We start from the raw sequence: 18684 nt of genomic DNA on the forward strand, positions 1-18684 counted from the left end.
CTCCATTCTTATATCGGGACTACAGGCTTCCGCTTATTCGCTTGATCACAAGCAGTTCGGATTCCTCTTCCTCCAGATCGGCGAAGCGGATTCCGTACGCCATCAGTTCGCGGCCTGAGCGGGTCGATCGCTTACCGCCGTCGACGGTGCCTACTTGGTAAGAAGCGTCCGGATCCAGATGCTTCAGACGGATTTCGCGCGACTCTGGCGACCGCGGCAGCCGGAAGGTGAACAACAGATGCTTGTCCTCGCTCCCCAAGCTGTATTGGAACGCCGCCCAGCGTTCGCCGCCTCCTTCCCGTAGCGGCTGCCCGGTCAGCCGGTACAAATCCGCCTCGCGCACGAACATCCTCACGGTTTCCTTGTACACCTTCACATGATCGGCAATCCGCCGCCGCCAGCGCTCCGGCATTTCCGACAGCTTCTGCGAGAAACCGAACCCCCTGAGCATCGAGATCCTCGTATAATAGTCGAACCGCTTCTCCGTCAGCAATGGATCGCGCGGATTGAACGTCTGTGAAGGATGGTCGCCGCGCCATTCGGAATAGCTCCAATGCAGGCAGGCATCCGGCGCCAGCATCGCCACCGCGCCCCAGAACACCTGAAGACTGTGCTCCGGCCAGTCCGGGTCGCTCAGGAACGTCAGATGCGTATGCCGCATCATGCCAAGATCGATGCGGAGACCTCCTGATGAGCAGTTCTCTAGGATGATATCGGGATACCGCTCCCGGATTCTGTCCAGAACCGAATAATAACCGGTATAGTGCTCGTACAGGCCATCGCCAGGACCATGGCCATGATCCGTGCAGTTGCAGCCGGCCTGGGGGTCCAGGTTGAAGTCCAGCTTCACCCAATCGCAGCCATAGTCCGCAATCAGCCGGTCCAGTGTCTGGAACGCCCATTCCCGCGCCTCCGGATTGCCGAAGCAGACATAACCAAGCGGCTCGCCGTCCCGCCGCGCCACAAAGGCCGGGCTGCGCTCTCCCAGCGAGGACAGCTTCCCCGCCGCCTCGATTTCGCACCACAGACCGAACTTCAGGCCTAGGCCATGGATGCGGTCAGACAGGGGACGGATGCCGCCCGGGAACCGGGCCGCGTTGACAAGCTCCCAATCTCCCCGATAATCGTACCACTCCGTTCCTGGCTCGGAAGGCCCGAACCATCCGGCGTCAAGCGTGACGACTTCCATGCCTAGGCTGGCCGCCGATTCGGCATTCTGGCGGAAATTCTCTTCGTTCACGTCCCGATCCTCGTAACTCCACCAATGGTTCCACTCCACCGGCAGCGAACGCGAGAACGCATTGTGCGGGTACCAATGCTTCCGGCCAACCCGAGCGAACTGAACGGCGGTCGTATCCGGATCGCCCGAACTTCCGAGGGCCATTGCGGCATGAACGCTCCCGAATTCACCGCCCGGCTGGAGCACTTTGGCGAATTCCCAGTCATGAAGGCCGCCACTGATCCGGTAACCACCCTCGGCCTTGGCCTCCCCACGCATGACCCAATTGCCAGACCACATCGGGGAAACGGTCAGCAGCTGCCCGCTCCCGTCCATGCGGTACAGCGTCATCCATGGATGCGTCCCCTTCGACGAACGGCCAAATCTGGTTTCCAGCGTAAAGCCGCCGGCGAGAGGCTCGCTTCGGGGCTCAAACTCGGCACCCCAGTCGCTCGCGTAGTACTCGACCCTCCACTCGTCTCTGGGCAGCGGAAGAACGAAGGAATCGATGCGCCCGATCGTCACCGGATTGCCGGCGGCGTTCCGGATATCCATCCATTTTTCGACGAGAGCAGTATTTTCATAGACAAGATAATAGCATACGATGTCTAGCTCCTTCGGCTCATACCGGAGGCGGATGGCAACGGAACGGACACCGAGGGCAGACGCCGTGTCCTCGACTCCGGTCGTCGTCATCCCGGGGGATGTCCCGTCGATCGTCACCCCGTCGCATACCAATGCGAACTCGCAGCCTGCCGCTTCCACCTGATCGTCCAGACGGACAAGAGGTGAGCCAGGCCGTCCGTATTCGCGCAGGGACAAGCCCTTTTCCACGTTTAATCTGTACGTCATCTTGTCTGTCGATAAATCGATGATGCCATTCGCCGGAATCATGGCCATGCACTCCTCTCCAAGCTTATCTAACAAACCGGTATTCTGCGTATGGGATCGATCGTATACCGCACTCCCCGGTCGCCCTTGATGGAATAGTGTCCAAAACGCCGCGAGCACCTTAATGAAATCAAAGCTGGGCGGTTATGCTCGACTCACAGCTTGTTACGGATTTCCCGTTCCAGGATACGGTCACTTCTAAGCCTGACACGTTCCGGATCTCCGCAAATAACCGACCATTGTCTGATTTCACGGAGATGTCGACGTTCGCGTTGCCAACCCGGGCGTTTCTTAAATGAATCCATTTGCCCTCCCAAGAGGAAGGAATGTTCGGCTGAATCACAAGCTGATTTTTATACGCCTCAGGCTGCAGCCCAAAAAAGTGAGATACGATTGGGACAGCCACCGCGTAAACGGTCCAAGCTTGCACCACGCATCCGTAATCGGGGGACATCTCGCTCATCGACCCTGGCAGCACCTTTGAAAACGTACGGAACATGCGCTTAAGCAAATCAAGAGACGCTTCCGTATTGCCGTACTTCGCCTCCGCAACCGCGTGCACGCCCGTGCTGATCGTCATTGTCCCTTGTTTAAGGCTGCCAGACAAATACGCTCCATACTCGCCAATAAAATCATCGTTTCTCATATTGACGATCGCACGTTCGCCTTTTTCCCTGTCCGCAATCCCAGCCTCCATCGGCGTAGATATCACCCAGTTTTTGTTGATGATCCAACCGCGATCCGCATTCTCGTCGTCCGTTTCTTCAAGCATCCTTTCGAGATAGGCGCGGTAATCGGCCGCTCCACGCTTTTCGGCCAGAGAAACCATGAACTCCACCTTCGGCAAGATATCTTTCTTGGGAGCGACTGCATCAGAGTACAAGCCTTCGCGTTCATTCCAATACCTATCATTCACCGCTCTGACGATGCGCTCGGACAGTTGAGTATATTGCTCCGCTTTCGCCTCGTCGCCGAGTTCTCTGCTCATGAAGGCAGCAGCCTGCACCGCTTTCGCCGTATACACGGCCGAATCGATTAGCTCCATATTCAAACCGGCGATTTCGATAATGCCGTATCCCGAAGGCAGCAGATCGCCGTCCGGATCCATTTCGCCCAGCAGCCAGTCAATGCCCTTCACGCAATACTCGAAATTTTGCTCCAAAATGTTCCGGTCTCCGGTCCAGCGGTATAATTCCCAAACTAATGCGATATAGTGAGCGGTTTCCTGCGTATTTCCCGGATTACTGACGGCGCCCATAGTCGTAACTTCGTGAACGATCCGGCCGTTGCCGTTCGCTTTGACTGAACTATCAAGTATAAGGCGGGCCGTATCCTTGGCAAGCTGGTGATCCCCGATCGCAAGTACGCCCTGGATGGAATATGAATTGTCGCAGCCGAACCACCATGGATATGTCGGGGAACCGGCCGTCAATCCTCTGCCGATGCCATCCACCTGCTGCACAAGCCATTGATTGTTCCATTTTACCCAGGCAAAAATGTCGTTGATGTCCGGTTCGCCTTCCACCTCAAGCTCCGCTCGTTCCCGAATCGCTTCGCATGTGCGCATTTTCGCTTCCAGCAGCTCATCGAAATTCCCTGAAATGACCGAGTATGTACGCTCGCACTCCTCTCTCGAAGCATACGAGCCGGCAATTAACAGATGGAATGTCAACTGCTCCTGTGGCTGCAACGTAACGGCCGTCTCAAATTTCACGCCGCGACCGTTCCCGCTCGTAAATTCCGGACCGTACAATTGCCCGCTGTCGAACTGCTCCCCCGGCAGATCGGTGCCGATGAGCGCGAACCAATCATGTTCGCAGTCCTTCGCGATAGCAAGCCGGTTCGACACTTTCTCGATAACATCTTCTTGGCCGTCATGTATCCCCATACTCTCAGAAAACCAGACCGGGCGAAGATCGGTCCGCGCAAGCAGCTCCAGCCTCAGCCGTGTCTCGGTTTGCGAGTAGTTGAATATATCATAGCGGGTGATGAATCCCTTCTCCTGCTCGGGCGCAAACTGCGTGCGCTCCATCGACACGGGAATGTGTCCGAGATTATGGCCGTAGCGGAACTGGTTCCCCCATGGATGGGAAATAAACTCGTCCGCTTTGGACCAAACGGATATATCTCGGTCCAAGTCCGTAATTCGAAGCCAGTAGCCGTCCAATAGCTTGATCGGATGCAGCCAAACCCCGCCCATCTCATTTGCGATGTGATGTCCGAAATCCGGAAAATATCCGTCTTGCGTGCCGATGACCTTCATATATTCACCCGCCGTGAGATACATGTTGAACGGGTGTCTGCTTTGCTTCTCGATATTCATCCTATGGTCCTCCCTTGATTTTCAGATGTTCAGGATCTCCGAAACGTTTTGGATAATAGTTGAAAAACCAATCCGCCATCGCTCATCGTCAGCGGTGGTTTATTAGATGACATTGGGCTTCGCCTGTATAACGAGTGTGGGCATCCGCAAAAGATGCCCACACTCGTTAAATATAGGTATTTATAGATTCGCAACTATTTCTGGTTCACATAAGCGTTGATTTGATTTTGAGTCTCTTTTATAACATCCTTCAACCCTGCTGCTTCTAACTTTTTCACAAGTTCGCCTTTTACTTTGTTGTAGTCCGTTACACCCATGCCCAGGTTCGGAATATATTCACCCATGATAGCTCGAATGTTGCTGACTTGAGATTTAATTTTGCTTTGATCCAAAGTAAAGCCGACAAAAGGCGTGACTTCCGAATTTTCGTCCCAAGTCTTCAATGCTTCAATATCTTCTTTCGGGTAGTTCGTAGAGAAACGGGCAAGACGCAGGTCGTTCCACATCCATACATTCGCATTGTACTTGTTTTCATCCGAAATGGTTGAGACATCAACCGCATTGTCAGCCAACTTGTAGTTTACGCCTTCTACTCCATAGGACCAAAGATCGTAGTTCGCCTGGTCTTTTTTAATCCAGTTGATTAGAGCCACCGCTTCGTTCGCATGCTTGCTCGTGCTTGGAACCGCCAACATATTGTCTCCGGCAGAGAAAATGTAGCGAGTCTTGGGTTCCAGATAAACGGTTTCTACTTTTGCACCCGGAACGTTTTTCGTGAGCGTGTCAACTCGTTCCGATGCTCTGAAAATATTGGCGGCTAATGCAGCAACCTTACCGTTATCAAATCCATCTTCTCCATTATAATCAGCCTCGTTAAACAGCCATCCTTTGTCTTTCCATTCTTTCTTCTTTGCGATAGCTTGGGCAAAGGCATCGGAATCCAAGAACGATTTCACGGTGTACGTATTATCGGTCGGATCGATATAAAGCGGGTACTGGCCACCGTCACCGATCGGGAAGTAGTAATTGGCGTATACCGGGAACAACTCCTGGATGTTGTCTCCTACTATCGGATGCATATCGGGCTCATTTTTTTGAATGGCGTCAAAATAAGCTTCCAAGCCCTCTACTGTCGTGATTTTCGAAATGTTATACTTCTCCCGCAAGTCGCCGCGAATATCATATACATTATTGAATCCCGTCATCGGAATGGCTCTTGGGACTGCATACTGCTTGCCTTGAACTTGACCGCCTTTGATGACATAATCAGGTGTGTTTTTCAACAGATCACTGGCGTTCTTTTCCAGATCAATAGGCTGATATACCTTCTTCGCTACCAAGTCAGACAACGTGGAGCTGTGTGCCCATGCCAAATCGTAAGCGGTTCCACCAGCAATATTCAGGGCCAGTTTATTCCAAAAATCGTCGAGATACTTAATATCGACTTCAATGTTCAGCCCGTCCGCTTTAAGCTTTTCGTTAATCGCTTGCAAAACGCTCTTTTGTGCTGGAGATTCTTGACCTGGGAAGGCAGCTGTCAGTTTTACAACTTTGCCTCCATTGTCTGCACTGGTACCGTCGTTGACGCTCGAATCATTCGATCCCGCCTGATTACCGCCCGTATTGCTGCAGCCTACAAGCATAGCCACTGATATCAGAACTGCAAACAGAGCTGAAACCGGTTTTTTAAAGGCTTTCATCTTACTTCCTCCTTTTTTTGTAAAGCTAATATTGAAAGTTTTTATACCGATTTTGTGTTCAGTATAAAAAACTTCTTAAAACCAAGGAATAGAGCTTATCCTTTGACTGCGCCGATCATGATTCCTTTGACGAAATAGCGCTGGATAAACGGATACAAAAGGATGATGGGCCCGATCGTTACAAACATGGTTGCTATCTGAAAAGTCTCTGCCGGAACTTTCATATCACCCAAGGTTCCGGTTTCCCGGACAAGATTAATGATGGATTGAATCCGGTACAGCATGAACTGAAGCGGGTACATATTGGGATTATCAATGAACCACAACGCACTCGCCCAATCGTTCCAATAAGCCAAACCTATGAACAAGGTAATCGTCGCAATTATTGGCTTTGACAACGGAATGATGATACCAAGAAATGTTCTCATGACTCCGGAGCCGTCGATCTCCGCCGATTCGATCAGTTCGGATGGAACGGTCATAAAATAATTACGCATCAAAAATACGTTAAATGGAGCTACTAGACCAGGCAGTATTAACGCACCAAATGTATTGTGCAAATGCAAAATCTGCGTGGATACCAAATACCAGGGCAGCACACCCGCGCTGAAAACCATTGGAATGTAAAAAAACATAGCGACGACATTTTTGTATTTGACCCGCTTGACCGACATTGCATAACCTGCCGTGCCGCAAATGAGCAGCGACAACACCGTCCCGACTACTGTAACCAAAATCGAAACCCCAAAACTCTTGAAAACATACTCGCTGTTAAAGACCGCTTCATACGCCACCCGAGAAAACTCACTCGGAATGAGCTGAAACCCATGGTCCAAAATACTCTTTTCACTGCTGATTGAAGCCATAAATGTGAGAATAAGCGGGTAAATGCATGCGACCGCAAAGATGAAGAGATAAAGATGCATTATGAACTGCATGATATAACCGCTAGGCGATAGCTTCCGCATCCGGCCTCCTCCTTCCCATCACCGCTTTAGAACAACGCGTTATCTTTGTTATATCGCCTTACCAAGGCGTTGGATCCGAAAACCAATATGAATCCTACTACGGACTGATACAAACCGACTGCGGCTGTTGTCCCGAAATCAGCTGCCTGCTTGACCGCCCGGAAAACATAAGTATCGATGACATCCGTTCTTTCGAATAACAGTCCGTTATCCCCGATGATGGCATATATGGTCCCGAAGTCGCCGCGTAAAATGCCGCCGATGCTTAACAGTGTCATGATGATAATTGCAGGAGTCAGCATGGGCAGTAATATGAGCCTGATTTGCTGCCAACGATTCGCTCCGTCAAGCGACGCCGCCTCAAACAAATGATCATCTATACCTGTGATGCTGGCAAGGTAGACAATTGTGGAATAGCCGGCTGCCTGCCATACGTGAGCTCCGATAATAATCCAAGCCCACGGTGCCGGATTCTGTGACCACTGGATCGGGTCTTGCCCGAAAAGCCCGAGGATTTGGTTTGCGATCCCGTTTTTGTCCGAGAAAGCGATTTGCGTCACAAGCTTGCCGATCACGACTGCAGAGATGAAATAGGGCAGAAACATAAGATTTTGATAAATCTTGCTGGCAATTTTCAATCTGAGCTCATTTAACAGAATGGCTATAAGAACACTGACTAACGTTGTCCAAAAGATATAATTCAAATTGATAAAGATGGTGTTGAAGGTTGTACGGAATGCATAAATGCTCGTAAAATAAAACATGAAATTGTCAAAACCAACAAAAGGGCTTCTGAATTTATCCATAAAATTAAAATCCTGAAAAGCTATAATAATACCCGGCAACGGTAAATATGAGAATAGAAAAAGAATGACTGCAGCTGGTAACATCATCAAATAATAGGGATAGTTTCGTTTCATTTCATGAACAAATCCGTTTTTTTTCTTATCGATCGTCCTCTTCATTCTATCTAAGCACCTCCCAAAGTTGAAACGATTCCTCAAAACGTTTTGGAAAATAGCGGGATAAAATTAGTTGTCAACGAAACAGCAATTTATTCATAAATTCAACTGTGAATCGTACACCTTTATCGCCAAGTTCGCCGGTCCACACATCGGAATGCGGTTCGACGCTCAAGCCACCGTCATAGCCTACACCATACAAAATCGCCATGAAGGCCCCCCAATCGGTTTGGTCCAAGCCTGCCGGCGGATCGTCGAAACGCTCGCCTTCAATGATCACCGAGCCTTTGATGTGCACATGAAGGAACCGCCCCCCCCATTCCTTCATTTCCTTCAAGTAGTCTTGTCCCGCATACCGCGCGTGTGATGGATCGTATTTGATGCCGAGCTCCGGCAGATGTCCGTGAATCAGCCTCCAGGCCATATCATCGACGACGAAATTGTTCCAGTGGCAATTGTAGGTAGCGATTCGCACGCCCTTAGCTTTACCGTATTCAATCAGCTTCGAGAAAAATTCGATGGCCGAGGTCACGTTCTGGTAGAGGGACCGTTCCTCAATATAGTTGCATCCGCTTACAAAAACCGGACAGTCAAGCTCGCTTGAAGCGTCGATCAATGCATATGCCGCCTGAAGCTCCTCTTCGATTATACTGCCGTCTTTTGCAATCCGGTCCGGACCCCAGCGTCCGATTGATCCGACCGCCACAGCCGTACGCTCGCTTGCCTCTTTCAATTCCGCAGCGCGTCTCGCAAACTCCTTCGCGTCATTTCCAACATTAATGCAAAATTCCACAAACTCCAGCCCTAACCGCTTGGCGTATTCGAAGCTCTCCAGATTCGGCGAAGCGATGATGCCTAGTTTCACAGTAACCGTCTCCCTTAAAATGGAATTTTCCGAAACGTTTTCAAAAACAATAATCCGAAACGTTTTCAAAAACATTAAAATGAACTTCGCTTCTCATCGGCCTTTCAAAGCTTTTTCGTGCTTTCCCGTATGATAAGCTTGGATGACATAACGCGCGTGTAGCCGGATGAACCGTCCAACATCTCCAACACCATATTGACGGCGGATGTCCCGATTTGAAACCGGTCCAGTTCGATTGTCGTCAACGACGGCTTCATGATTTTGGTGATCTCGATTCCGTCAAAGCCCACAACGGAGATGTCATCGGGGACTTTATATCCCAGCTCGGAGGCTTTGGTGAGCATTCCGTACGCCATCAAATCTGAGGCGCAAAACACGGCCGTCGCATTCGGCTTCCTCGCTATCAAAGCTTCGAAGGCTCTCCCGCCTCCTTCGATTTCAAAATCCGCATGCGCGGTATTCTCTTCATCGTATTGCAATCCGTTCTTCTCAAGCGCTTTCTTGTAGCCCTCCAGCCGATGCTGGCTGACTACCGCCTCCCGATGACCGTTGATAAACAGAATGTGCTGATGACCGTAATCGATCAAATGTTGAATCGCGGACATCGAGCCGCCGACATCGTCGTTGATAACGCTTCCAACATTGTCAGAAGCAGCCGGAACATCGAGCAATACGGTCGGGACCTCCGCATGGACGGCCTGCTCAATGTACGGGTCGTCGATTTTAAGCCCCGCTAAAATAACACCGTCGAAGCTTCGCTTGCGGCACAGCTCCTCATAGCGCAATTCCCTCTGCTGCTGAGAGCTCGTGCCGAACAAAAACACGTCATAATTGCGCGAGGTGGCCTGCTCGTTCACGCCGCAAATGACATCAAACAAAAAATGATGCCCGCTTCTTGTCGTTAAATTCGAAACGATCAGACCGATCGTATTCGTTTTCTTCAACACCAGGCTTCGTGCCGATGAATTCGGTTGATATCCCAATTGTTTCGCGATTTTAACAATCTTCTTATGGGTATTCCTATTGACGTCAGAATGATTGTTTAATGCTCGCGATACGGTGGTAATGGAACAACCTGCTAATTTAGCAATATCTTTTATTGTCGCCGCCATATCTCTCACCTGTTATTCCGAACGGATCCGTTATATTTTTGAAAACGCTTCCAATGAAATTTTAGCATACTGTTCTTTTTTCTGTCAATCATTTCTGATAACGTTTCGGATCATAAAACGTTTTAGTTTAAAAATAGAATAAACACTTAGATGTCCCTGTTTCTCATGACGCTCCATACCATTCCCCTTAGTCAACAAAGTTATTCCAATGGCAGTTAAGGCAGAGATGGCGACTCCATTCGGAGCCTCTTATTCGATCACATGAAGCGTTGCTGAAGAAGGACAGCTCTTCGAAATAATTGACGCCGCATTCGAAATTCGGGCATCCGAGTTCATCCGCCGTGCCGATCAGACGGTATGAGAGTTGCAGCTTCTCCTTCACGATTCCGCGATTATCGATCCGGTCGGGCCTCATCCAATCGAGCTGACCATTACTCGATGTTGATTCAGAACTCCAGAAAATTGAGGCTGTTCACCAGTGCTTGATGAAAGCTTACCCCTCGGGAGTTGCTATGACACCCAGCGTCATGCTGAATCCTCCTAGGGCGTGTCTTCAAACTACAGGTCTAGTGTAATTCTTGTAAAATAATCAGGATCGGATTCGTGCTGGCAATGACATCGATTGGACGACGGGAGTTAAAGTCACCCAGCTCCATGTATATTCTTCTTGTATCTTGTCCTCTCGCGGCGAATGCCTGAGAGTTAATAATCATGACGTTTATTCCAGCATCACTGGCAAACTTCTCAATGTGATGCAATTGCTTCGAGTTGTATACGAAGTATCGAGCTTTTGATCCGTATTCCGCATGAAATGATCTTCAGTGATCTGAAATGTCTTGAGTACACTTTCACGAATTGCGATAGAAGGGACGACGATAATAAATTTGCTCCAACCGTACTTTTTGTACAACTCAAACATTGAGCGAATGTAAGTGTATGTCTTACCTGTACCGGTTTCCATTTCAATCGTTAAATTAAATTTGCCCTCAAGTCGTTCAGACAATCTCAATCCAATGTTACGTTGTGTCGATCGAATGTTATCTAGGACTTCCCGATCAATAAGCTTGATGGTATTGTTCTTGAATCCATAGCATTCCTCTTTTTTTAACTGCTGACCCATTTTATTGATAAACATTTAAAGGTTTAAGAATATTCATGTCGAATTCCTAATAATGTATAAAGGTATTTTGATACAGAAAGGTTGCGACCATTTGGAAACCCTACAAACTTTCCTTAATGATTTCAATAACAAAATGCAAGAATTATACAAAACCACTGCCGAAACAGCCTGGATGGCCCAAACAACAGGGGACCCTGAATGGGCTGAAAAATTAGGCGAAGCTGACACAAAGTACAATCTGTTATTCTCTTCAAAAGAAACATTCGAAAAAGCAAAACACTTTCTAGCAATGGAAAACATAACGGAAATTGAAAAACGACAGCTTCAACTTTTACTAAACGAAATGGAGGGCAACCAACTCCCTGAAGATGTGATTGCAGATTTGGCAAAACGCGCTTCTGAACTAAATATATTATTTAACACTTATTCACCTAAAGTAGATGGGAAAAAGTATTCTGCCAATGATATTCGAGAGGTATTGTTAAATAGTGATGACCTGGAATTACGCAAAAAAGTATGGTTTGCTAGTAAGGAAGTAGGTAAAGTTGTAGAAAAGGATCTGCTGGAGCTTGTAAAGAAGCGCAATGAAGCTGCACAACTACTTGGTTATGATAACCATCATCAAATGGGCTTTGCGCTACAAGAACTTGATCGTAATGAGGTATTTGCTATTTTCAACGAACTCATTAATCAATCAGATGAAACCTATCGTACGATGAAGAATGAACTTGATGATCGTTTAGCAACTAAATTCGGGATTAATCCAGAGGATATTCGCCCTTGGCATTATGTTGATCCCTTTTTCCAGGAGGCACCACCGTCAGATTCAACCAATCTAGATCGTTTTTACAAGGGACAAGATATCGTTCAGATTACAACAAATACGTTTAGCTCATTGGGGCTTGATATTGATGACCTATATGAAAAAAGCGATTTATTCCCAAGAGATAAGAAAAATCCAACAGCCTTTTGCTTGGATGTTGATCGTGAAGGTGACGTTCGTGTCCTTTGCAGCTTAATGGAGGATGCCTATTGGATGGAAACAAATTTACACGAATTTGGGCATGCAGCTTATTTTAAATATGTAGACGCTAGCCTTCCATTCATATTACGTACCAGTAGCCACACCTTAACAACAGAATCAATCGCGATGTTATTTGGGAAAATGGGCAAAGACCCACGCTGGTTAAAGCGATTCTTACAGGTCGATGATGCAACCGTAAATGCGCTTGCTTCTGAATTAGAAAATTTCCAACAATTTCAAATGCTTATAGCAGTAAGATGGATTATTACCTTTGTCTTTTTTGAGAAAGAACTGTACGAAAATCCTGATCAAGATTTAAACGCTTTATGGTGGAAAACTGTCAATGAAATTCAACTAATTACTCCTCCGGATAAAACTGATAACCCTGATTGGGCAGCAAAAATTCACTTTACACTCGCACCTGTTTACTACCAAAATTATCTCTTAGGCGAACTAATGGCAGCACAATTACTTCGCCATATTGAAACAAGAATTTCTCCAGAATTTTTTACAAAAGAAACTGGTGAAATGCTGATCAATGAATTCTTTAAACCAGCTGCACGCTATAACTGGAATGAAAAAATTAGCCGTATAACAGGCGAAAAATTAAACCCCGCTCACTTTGTTGAGGTTTATTGTAAAGCTCAGGTTAGACAATAGGAAAAGGATAGCTAGGCCTACAGGTCTAAGCTATCCTTTTCTTATCGTTTAATCGCACTTGCTTATGGTACGGTTCACCGCGCCGTCTGTAACGGCAAGTTTTAAGGCCATTCCTTATGGAATGGCCCTTTCAAAACTATCAACTAACCCTTATTTCGGGTTTAAAACCGTCTTTTTCTTTCGGTATAAGCTTAATTTTTTCAGATAATGAGCTGCAATGATGAACACAGCCGTAATTCCGGTATAAGTCCAAATGACAGAAACGACGCTTACGTTACCTCCATTTTCCCCTCCATGGAATGGAGATTCAGGTTGACCTTCTCTCCCGGAAAGCTGCTTGTCTCCCTTCATTCCACCTCGTTCTCCGTTTTCGAAAACCTCTCTGCCCTGGAAATCGTCCCCGCCCTTGATTCCTGTTTGCTTCGTGTTTACTCCGAACGCCGAAACCGAGCTTTTTAAATGCGTAACATACGAAGTCTGATTGATTTGGTAAAGCCCGAATAGCAGAACAATCAATGTCAGGCCTTGTGCGACATACCTCAACCAAGTCCGACTCTTCTTTACGCTCGTCATTTTCTTGCACATGTTCACGACCCAGTGCCAATGCAGCCCGACATGGACCCCGATTAGCGCCAATACCAAGAAGGATACGGAAATATGAGTCATCTTAAACCAGCCCTCATTGCCCACGTTTATATTCGGAAATACGACATGGGAAACCATGATCCCGCTGACAATAATGAACGTCATGGAAATCAACAATAACAGGTTCAACGCATAACTTCCACGTATTCTCCAAGATAAACTGCGATCGAACATTTTTAAGGTGACCCTCTTCACCCAACTCAAATTCAGAAGAATATGAGTGATGTAAGCACCCGCAAAAAAGAGGCCCGATATTTCATGAAACGCTAACCCGCCTAAAACATTTTTATTAAAGAACAAGACGAACATTACACCCATGATAAGATCAAGAACAAACTTAAAATAATTGATTTTTTTCATTCCGTTCCCCCTCCATATCCACCTAATGGAGTATGAGGCGAAAACCTTTAATGAATCTTAAATCCGTGTCTGCAAGGCTGTCGCAATTCCCCAAAAAACTTGCCGTTACTTATGATAAGGTTCACCGTAACATCTATAAGTCGAAGTTTAAGGGGCACCTGTTTGGGTGCCCCTTCTTAGACTACTGCGGGAGTTCCAATATTATCAAAAGTACCAAAGACCCCTGTCACCGTGTAGGTAAATTTATCGGTGCAGCCGGCTGCGGCGAAGCGTTCAGTCCACCACCGGGAACCAGCCCGGTGCGCCCATGATGCCCTGCCAGAGCGGATCCGGGATGACCAGCCGGCGCTGGTCCTGCTTGCTGAGCGTCGTAGCGATCTCGGCCTCCCGGCCTTCCGCGACCTTAGCGACCCAATCGGGCTCCATGATCAGCTCGCGGCCGAGGGCAACCAGAGCTGCGCCCGTCAGCAGCGCCTCCAGCGCTTCCTCGGGCGTATGCACGGAGCCGACGCCGATGACGGGCGTCCGTCCGCCGGCCGTATCTACAATCCATTGCAGCCGCGACTTGCTTTCGTCCGCCCCGACCCGCGGTTTGGACCCGAAGTCCATGAGCGACACATGGAGGTAGTCCAGTTCCCGGCCTGCGAGCACGTCGACCAGCTTCAACGTGTCGTCCATCGTGATGCCGTTCTCCTCCGGTTCTTCCGGCGAGAAGCGGTATCCGACGGCAAACGGCCGTTTGGCATGCTCGGCGACGACCCGCTTCACCTCCTCCACCACCTCGAGCGGAAACGTCAGCCGTTTCGCCAGATCCCCGCCCCAGCGGTCGTCGCGGCGGTTCGTATGCGGCGAGAAAAACTGCTGAAGCAGGTATCCATTCGCGCCGTGAATCTCTACACCGTCGAAGCCCGCCTCAATCGCCCGCCGTGCCGCCTCCCCGAAGTCGCGCACGATGTCTTCGATCTCTTCATCCTGAAGCGGCCTTGGCCTGACATTCCCGTTCTGTTCCGACGGTACGTCGCTCGCGCTTACGATATCTCCGTTCGGCACCAGCTCCGGCGGACACTGGCGCCCGCCGTGGAAAATCTGCAGCAGCGCCACCGCTCCTTTTTCCTTGATCGCGGACGCAAGACGCCGCAGGCTTGGGATCATGTCGTCGGTGTCGGCGCCGAACTCGCCGGCAAACCCTTTTCCGTTGCGGGTGACGTAGGTGCATGCGGTCACGACCATGCCGACGCCGTCGGCGCGGCGGATATAATAGTCGACCTCAGTGTCCGAAACTGTGCCGTCCGCATTCGACGACCAGTTCGTCATCGGGGCCATGACGATTCGATTGTTCAGCCGGATGCCGCTTCGCAGCGTAAAGTCTTCAAATAGTGGCTTATATTTGGGGTTCATGCGTAATATGTCCTCCCTATGGATGATTAGACCTCAACTAGGTTGCTCAACAACGGGAAAAGCATACGAAGATGCGAAGATGAAGAAAACACGATTAACAATCTAATCAGGAAACGATCCCGCGCAAATTCTGGAACACTCCGTGTTCAAGAAGAAAGCGCGGTAGATTTGCGCAAGAGAAGACCATTAAAGAACAAGAAGAAAGCCCGTCAAGGCAATCTCTTTGCCTTGACGGGCGTTTTCCTTATCTCACACTCGGATATATTCTTTTTCTAACTGAGTCCGGTTATGGAGCATCTCAACAAAACAAAAAGCTTCGGCGCAAGCCGAAGCCTTCTGACGGTGATTCTCCGTGTCTATGGCAAATACGTTCCTCCGAGCGTCAACGCAGATCATTTGCCCATGCGGGGAGTATCGGCGTAAACATCATACACAACGTCTACAGACAGACGACCATATCTCGATATTATTGTTGGTCTGGCAGACGTAATGCGTTAGCTGAAGCTTGCGCTTGATCTAAAAATTCCTCTGCTCGGGTCAATTGCTGCCGGGCCGTCTCCAAAGCTTGTGAATTTGTTGCCACATTAGATTCACTTATCGAGCTTATAGCCTGATTTAAAGCCGTTTGCGCCTCAGAAACCGCGTTAGATGCATGCTGCTCCAGTGTATTGCCGCTGTGCGGTGGATTTTTAGTTTTTATTCCTGCGACTGTATGGGAATATCCGGGCCCCACATTTCTCCGGCAATCATTTTTAGTATAAGATCCGATGCTTTGGAAAATCTAAGTTGATGAAAAAACGACTTTATTAATCTTGAGGCGAACGGACGCCACCTGCTGGGTGCGTTCATCAGTTGCTTAATAACTTGTTGCGGAGTTCACTGACAATCTGATAATTGGTTAAGAGGGATAAACATATCTCTATAGCACCTTCCTCCATCACTCTACAGTCCTCTATACACTTCTTGACATTCAAATTTTTCGCCGTCACTTGTGATACGGTTCACCGCTCTTGATCTTAAACTGTTCCCCACGTCAGCTTAACGACTGAGTATACTCTCGGTATGTTTGTTGTCCTTCCGGATAGCGACGCTCCTGGGCTACCTAGATTTATGTCTGTAAAGAAAAAAGTCCGCTTTTTATGCGGGCTTAATATTTCCAACCGTGTGCAATTGCTGCAACAGCTATCCTAATCGCACATATGTTATTTCCCCATCAATATCCCGGCACCCATCTCAAAACCCGTTTCGCCCGCTCATTACTAAACAACGGCTCCCGCCCCGTCAAATTCTTCATAAACTCCTTCACCTCGGGATAATAAATCTTCACCAGCTCCGCCGTATCCATCTCACTCAGCGTATCATCCCCGGTAATATTCAGCATTTCCGCCCCCTCGATCCCCTCAGCTGTCAACGCAAGCACGCAATCCGCCGCTGCGTCTCTCAAATCAACATAACTCCAAAGGATCTTTTGAAAAGCCTCCGACCGCTTCATCGCCTCACGCAGATGAGCGTAATCTTGCGGAACCGCGATCAGGGAGAAGCGGAGGGACGGCCTCCAGCCCGCTGCGGAGGCTGAACATAGCCGCCGTCTGCTCATTCAGCGTCTTGGACAGGCCGTATCCCTCCTGGGCGAAATGAGGATGATCTTCGTCGACTGGCAGATAAGACAGCGAAAAAGGCTTTTCCGCCCAAGCAAAGCCATAGCAGGAAGTGCTCGATCCCATGACGACGCGCTTGATGCCGAGCAGGGAAACCGCCTCCAGGATATTGAAGCTCCCGATGACGTTGTTGGTGAAAATATGGTTTTGCGGAAACCCGACCGGAGCCGGAATCGCCGCCAGATGAACGATGCCCTCCGCTCCGGAAGGCGCTCATCACCTGTCCTAAATCGTTCATGTCCACCTGAAGCTGCCTGCAAGGCAGCTTATCCGAGATGCGGCTATCCAGCGAAACGACGTCGAATCCGACTTCCTTCAACTGGCGCACGACCTCCGTGCCCAGCTTGCCGCTGCCACCCGTTACCGCAACTGTTTTCATGTGTTGCCTCCTCTTCGCTTGCCCCCGCAGCTTCAATCCGATCTGTACAGCTGCTTAAAAACCATTGTGTAGAGCGGTTCTGCCTGGCTGACGTTCTTCGTCGTACTTGATTGCTCCCCTATTCCAAGCTATGGAATTTCCTTCCATACATAGGGCGGATTTATCTTTCCCAGGGCAAATCGATACGGTTGATCCGTCTATCGGCTTGCACAATGAAAACGCTCTATTGTGAGGAGAACCGAGTCGTGATAAACTTTGTAAACGCGCGTCCATATCCTTCCATCCCGTGCGCGGAAAACCATGGAACCCATTCCCTCAATGTCAGGAGAGACAGCGAATGAAATACAGAAAGCTTGGCCGCTCCGGCCTCAAGGTCAGCGAGATCAGTCTCGGCAGCTGGATGACGTACGGACATACGGTAGGCGAAAATACGGGAGCGAAGCTGGTCGAGCGCGCCTTCGAGCTCGGCATCAACTTCATCGACACCGCCAATGTGTATGAGCAAGGCGCGGCGGAATCCATGCTCGGCGATATTCTGCCTGCGTATCCGCGCGAATCGTATGTGCTGGCGACGAAGGCGTTCTGGCCGATGGGCTCGGGTCCGAATGACCGCGGCCTCTCCCGCAAGCATGTCGTCGAGCAGCTGAACGCCAGCCTGAGGCGGCTGAAGCAGGACTATGTCGACATTTTCTACTGCCACCGCTACGATCCCGAGACTCCGGTCGAGGAGACGCTGCGCACGATCGAGGACTTCGTCCGCCAGGGCAAGGTGCTGTACGTCGGCGTCAGCGAATGGAGCGCGGCCCAGATCCAGGAGGCGGTTCAGGTCGCGGACAAGTATTTGCTGGACCGCATCGTCGTGAACCAGCCGGAGTACAGCATGTTCAACCGCAGCATCGAGCGGGACGTGCTGGCCGTCAGCGAGAAGAACGGCATCTCGCAAGTCGTGTTCTCCCCTCTCGCCCAAGGCGTGCTGACCGGCAAATACCGGCTCGGGCAAGAGCTTCCGGAAGGCAGCCGCGCGAGCGATCCGAAGACGAACATGTGGATCAAGAACTACTTGACCGACAGCCATCTGCGCAAAGTCGACCAGCTTGACGCCGTAGCCAAGGAGCTCGGCCTTTCCCTCTCCAGCCTGGCTCTCGCCTGGATTCTGCGCCATGACAGCGTTGCTAGCACGCTCGTTGGAGCGACGAAGGTTTCCCAGCTGGAAGAGAACGTGAAGGCTTCCGGCGTGGAGCTTTCGGAAGAGATCGTAAAAAAGATCGAAGCGATTTTGACGGGAACGGAAGAATAGAGAAGTCCGATTCGGACATTCTTTCCTTTTCCCGTTTACAATTAGCCGCATAGCAAAGAGCGCCCGTCATCGACGAGCGCTTTTTGCTTTTTGCCGCCTTGAC

General features: G+C 49.5%; 13 protein-coding genes and 1 pseudogene. 2 read left to right on the forward strand and 12 right to left on the reverse strand.

Annotated features, from left to right (window positions below; all coding sequences use genetic code 11):
- Nucleotides 1–19: 19 nt before the first annotated feature.
- The 8 genes and pseudogenes from AC06G8_RS15250 to AC06G8_RS15285 all read right to left on the reverse strand — a co-directional run.
- A complete protein-coding gene (locus tag AC06G8_RS15250; protein WP_480283257.1) occupies nt 20–2113 on the reverse strand; it encodes an alpha-galactosidase in 2094 nt (697 codons plus the stop codon).
- Nucleotides 2114–2240: 127 nt separating this feature from the next.
- A complete protein-coding gene (locus tag AC06G8_RS15255) occupies nt 2241–4433 on the reverse strand; it encodes an alpha-L-rhamnosidase-related protein (RefSeq protein ID WP_480283258.1) in 2193 nt (730 codons plus the stop codon).
- A 194-nt stretch (nt 4434–4627) separates the two neighbouring features.
- Entirely contained in the window at nt 4628–6133 is a 1506-nt protein-coding gene (locus AC06G8_RS15260) for an ABC transporter substrate-binding protein (protein WP_447661569.1), read from the reverse strand.
- Between the two features lie 95 nt (nt 6134–6228).
- Nucleotides 6229–7101: a carbohydrate ABC transporter permease gene (locus AC06G8_RS15265; RefSeq protein ID WP_480283259.1), complete on the reverse strand. Its 873-nt coding sequence runs from the start codon at nt 7099–7101 to the stop codon at nt 6229–6231.
- Between the two features lie 26 nt (nt 7102–7127).
- Nucleotides 7128–8066, reverse strand: coding sequence for an ABC transporter permease (locus AC06G8_RS15270; RefSeq protein WP_480283260.1), 939 nt, complete (start codon nt 8064–8066; stop codon nt 7128–7130).
- 73 nt (nt 8067–8139) lie between these two features.
- Nucleotides 8140–9003 carry a sugar phosphate isomerase/epimerase family protein gene (locus tag AC06G8_RS15275; RefSeq protein WP_447661572.1) on the reverse strand — a complete coding sequence of 288 codons (864 nt, stop codon included), beginning with the start codon at nt 9001–9003 and terminating at the stop codon, nt 8140–8142.
- A 29-nt stretch (nt 9004–9032) separates the two neighbouring features.
- Nucleotides 9033–10040, reverse strand: coding sequence for a LacI family DNA-binding transcriptional regulator (locus tag AC06G8_RS15280; protein ID WP_480283261.1), 1008 nt, complete (start codon nt 10038–10040; stop codon nt 9033–9035).
- 584 nt (nt 10041–10624) lie between these two features.
- Nucleotides 10625–11127, reverse strand: a pseudogene (locus AC06G8_RS15285) (DEAD/DEAH box helicase family protein); the annotation flags it as partial.
- A gap of 124 nt (nt 11128–11251) precedes the next feature.
- Here AC06G8_RS15285 and AC06G8_RS15290 point away from each other — a divergent pair.
- Nucleotides 11252–12844, forward strand: a complete 1593-nt coding sequence (locus tag AC06G8_RS15290; RefSeq protein WP_480283262.1) for a M2 family metallopeptidase — start codon at nt 11252–11254, stop codon at nt 12842–12844.
- A 150-nt stretch (nt 12845–12994) separates the two neighbouring features.
- Here the strand turns inward: AC06G8_RS15290 and AC06G8_RS15295 are convergent, their stop codons facing one another.
- The 4 genes from AC06G8_RS15295 to AC06G8_RS15310 all read right to left on the reverse strand — a co-directional run bounded on the left by AC06G8_RS15295 (nt 12995) and on the right by AC06G8_RS15310 (nt 17097).
- A complete protein-coding gene (locus tag AC06G8_RS15295) occupies nt 12995–13849 on the reverse strand; it encodes a DUF4405 domain-containing protein (protein WP_480283263.1) in 855 nt (284 codons plus the stop codon).
- Nucleotides 13850–14122: 273 nt separating this feature from the next.
- Nucleotides 14123–15247, reverse strand: a complete 1125-nt coding sequence (locus AC06G8_RS15300; RefSeq protein WP_447661576.1) for an NADH-dependent flavin oxidoreductase — start codon at nt 15245–15247, stop codon at nt 14123–14125.
- Between the two features lie 1213 nt (nt 15248–16460).
- Complete coding sequence (locus AC06G8_RS15305) at nt 16461–16691, reverse strand: hypothetical protein (protein WP_480283264.1); 231 nt, start codon at nt 16689–16691, stop codon at nt 16461–16463.
- Between the two features lie 52 nt (nt 16692–16743).
- Nucleotides 16744–17097 carry an NAD-dependent epimerase/dehydratase family protein gene (locus AC06G8_RS15310; RefSeq protein ID WP_480285456.1) on the reverse strand — a complete coding sequence of 118 codons (354 nt, stop codon included), beginning with the start codon at nt 17095–17097 and terminating at the stop codon, nt 16744–16746.
- A gap of 524 nt (nt 17098–17621) precedes the next feature.
- On the opposite strand from AC06G8_RS15310, the gene AC06G8_RS15315 reads away from it, so the two are divergent.
- Complete coding sequence (locus AC06G8_RS15315; RefSeq protein WP_480283265.1) at nt 17622–18581, forward strand: aldo/keto reductase family protein; 960 nt, start codon at nt 17622–17624, stop codon at nt 18579–18581.
- The last annotated feature ends 103 nt before the right edge of the window (nt 18582–18684 follow it).

The organism is Paenibacillus sp. SJS-P3 (genome assembly GCF_056711585.1).

Excerpts from the sequence above, each read along its gene's own strand:
- AC06G8_RS15250 (WP_480283257.1), bottom strand. The coding sequence starts at position 2,113 with ATGATTCCGGCGAATGGCATCATCGATTTATCGACAGACAAGATGACG.
- AC06G8_RS15255 (WP_480283258.1), bottom strand. The coding sequence starts at position 4,433 with ATGAATATCGAGAAGCAAAGCAGACACCCGTTCAACATGTATCTCACG.
- AC06G8_RS15260 (WP_447661569.1), bottom strand. The coding sequence starts at position 6,133 with ATGAAAGCCTTTAAAAAACCGGTTTCAGCTCTGTTTGCAGTTCTGATA.
- AC06G8_RS15265 (WP_480283259.1), bottom strand. The coding sequence starts at position 7,101 with ATGCGGAAGCTATCGCCTAGCGGTTATATCATGCAGTTCATAATGCAT.
- AC06G8_RS15270 (WP_480283260.1), bottom strand. The coding sequence starts at position 8,066 with ATGAAGAGGACGATCGATAAGAAAAAAAACGGATTTGTTCATGAAATG.
- AC06G8_RS15275 (WP_447661572.1), bottom strand. The coding sequence starts at position 9,003 with ATGTTTTTGAAAACGTTTCGGATTATTGTTTTTGAAAACGTTTCGGAA.
- AC06G8_RS15280 (WP_480283261.1), bottom strand. The coding sequence starts at position 10,040 with ATGGCGGCGACAATAAAAGATATTGCTAAATTAGCAGGTTGTTCCATT.
- AC06G8_RS15295 (WP_480283263.1), bottom strand. The coding sequence starts at position 13,849 with ATGAAAAAAATCAATTATTTTAAGTTTGTTCTTGATCTTATCATGGGT.
- AC06G8_RS15300 (WP_447661576.1), bottom strand. The coding sequence starts at position 15,247 with ATGAACCCCAAATATAAGCCACTATTTGAAGACTTTACGCTGCGAAGC.
- AC06G8_RS15315 (WP_480283265.1), top strand. The coding sequence starts at position 17,622 with ATGAAATACAGAAAGCTTGGCCGCTCCGGCCTCAAGGTCAGCGAGATC.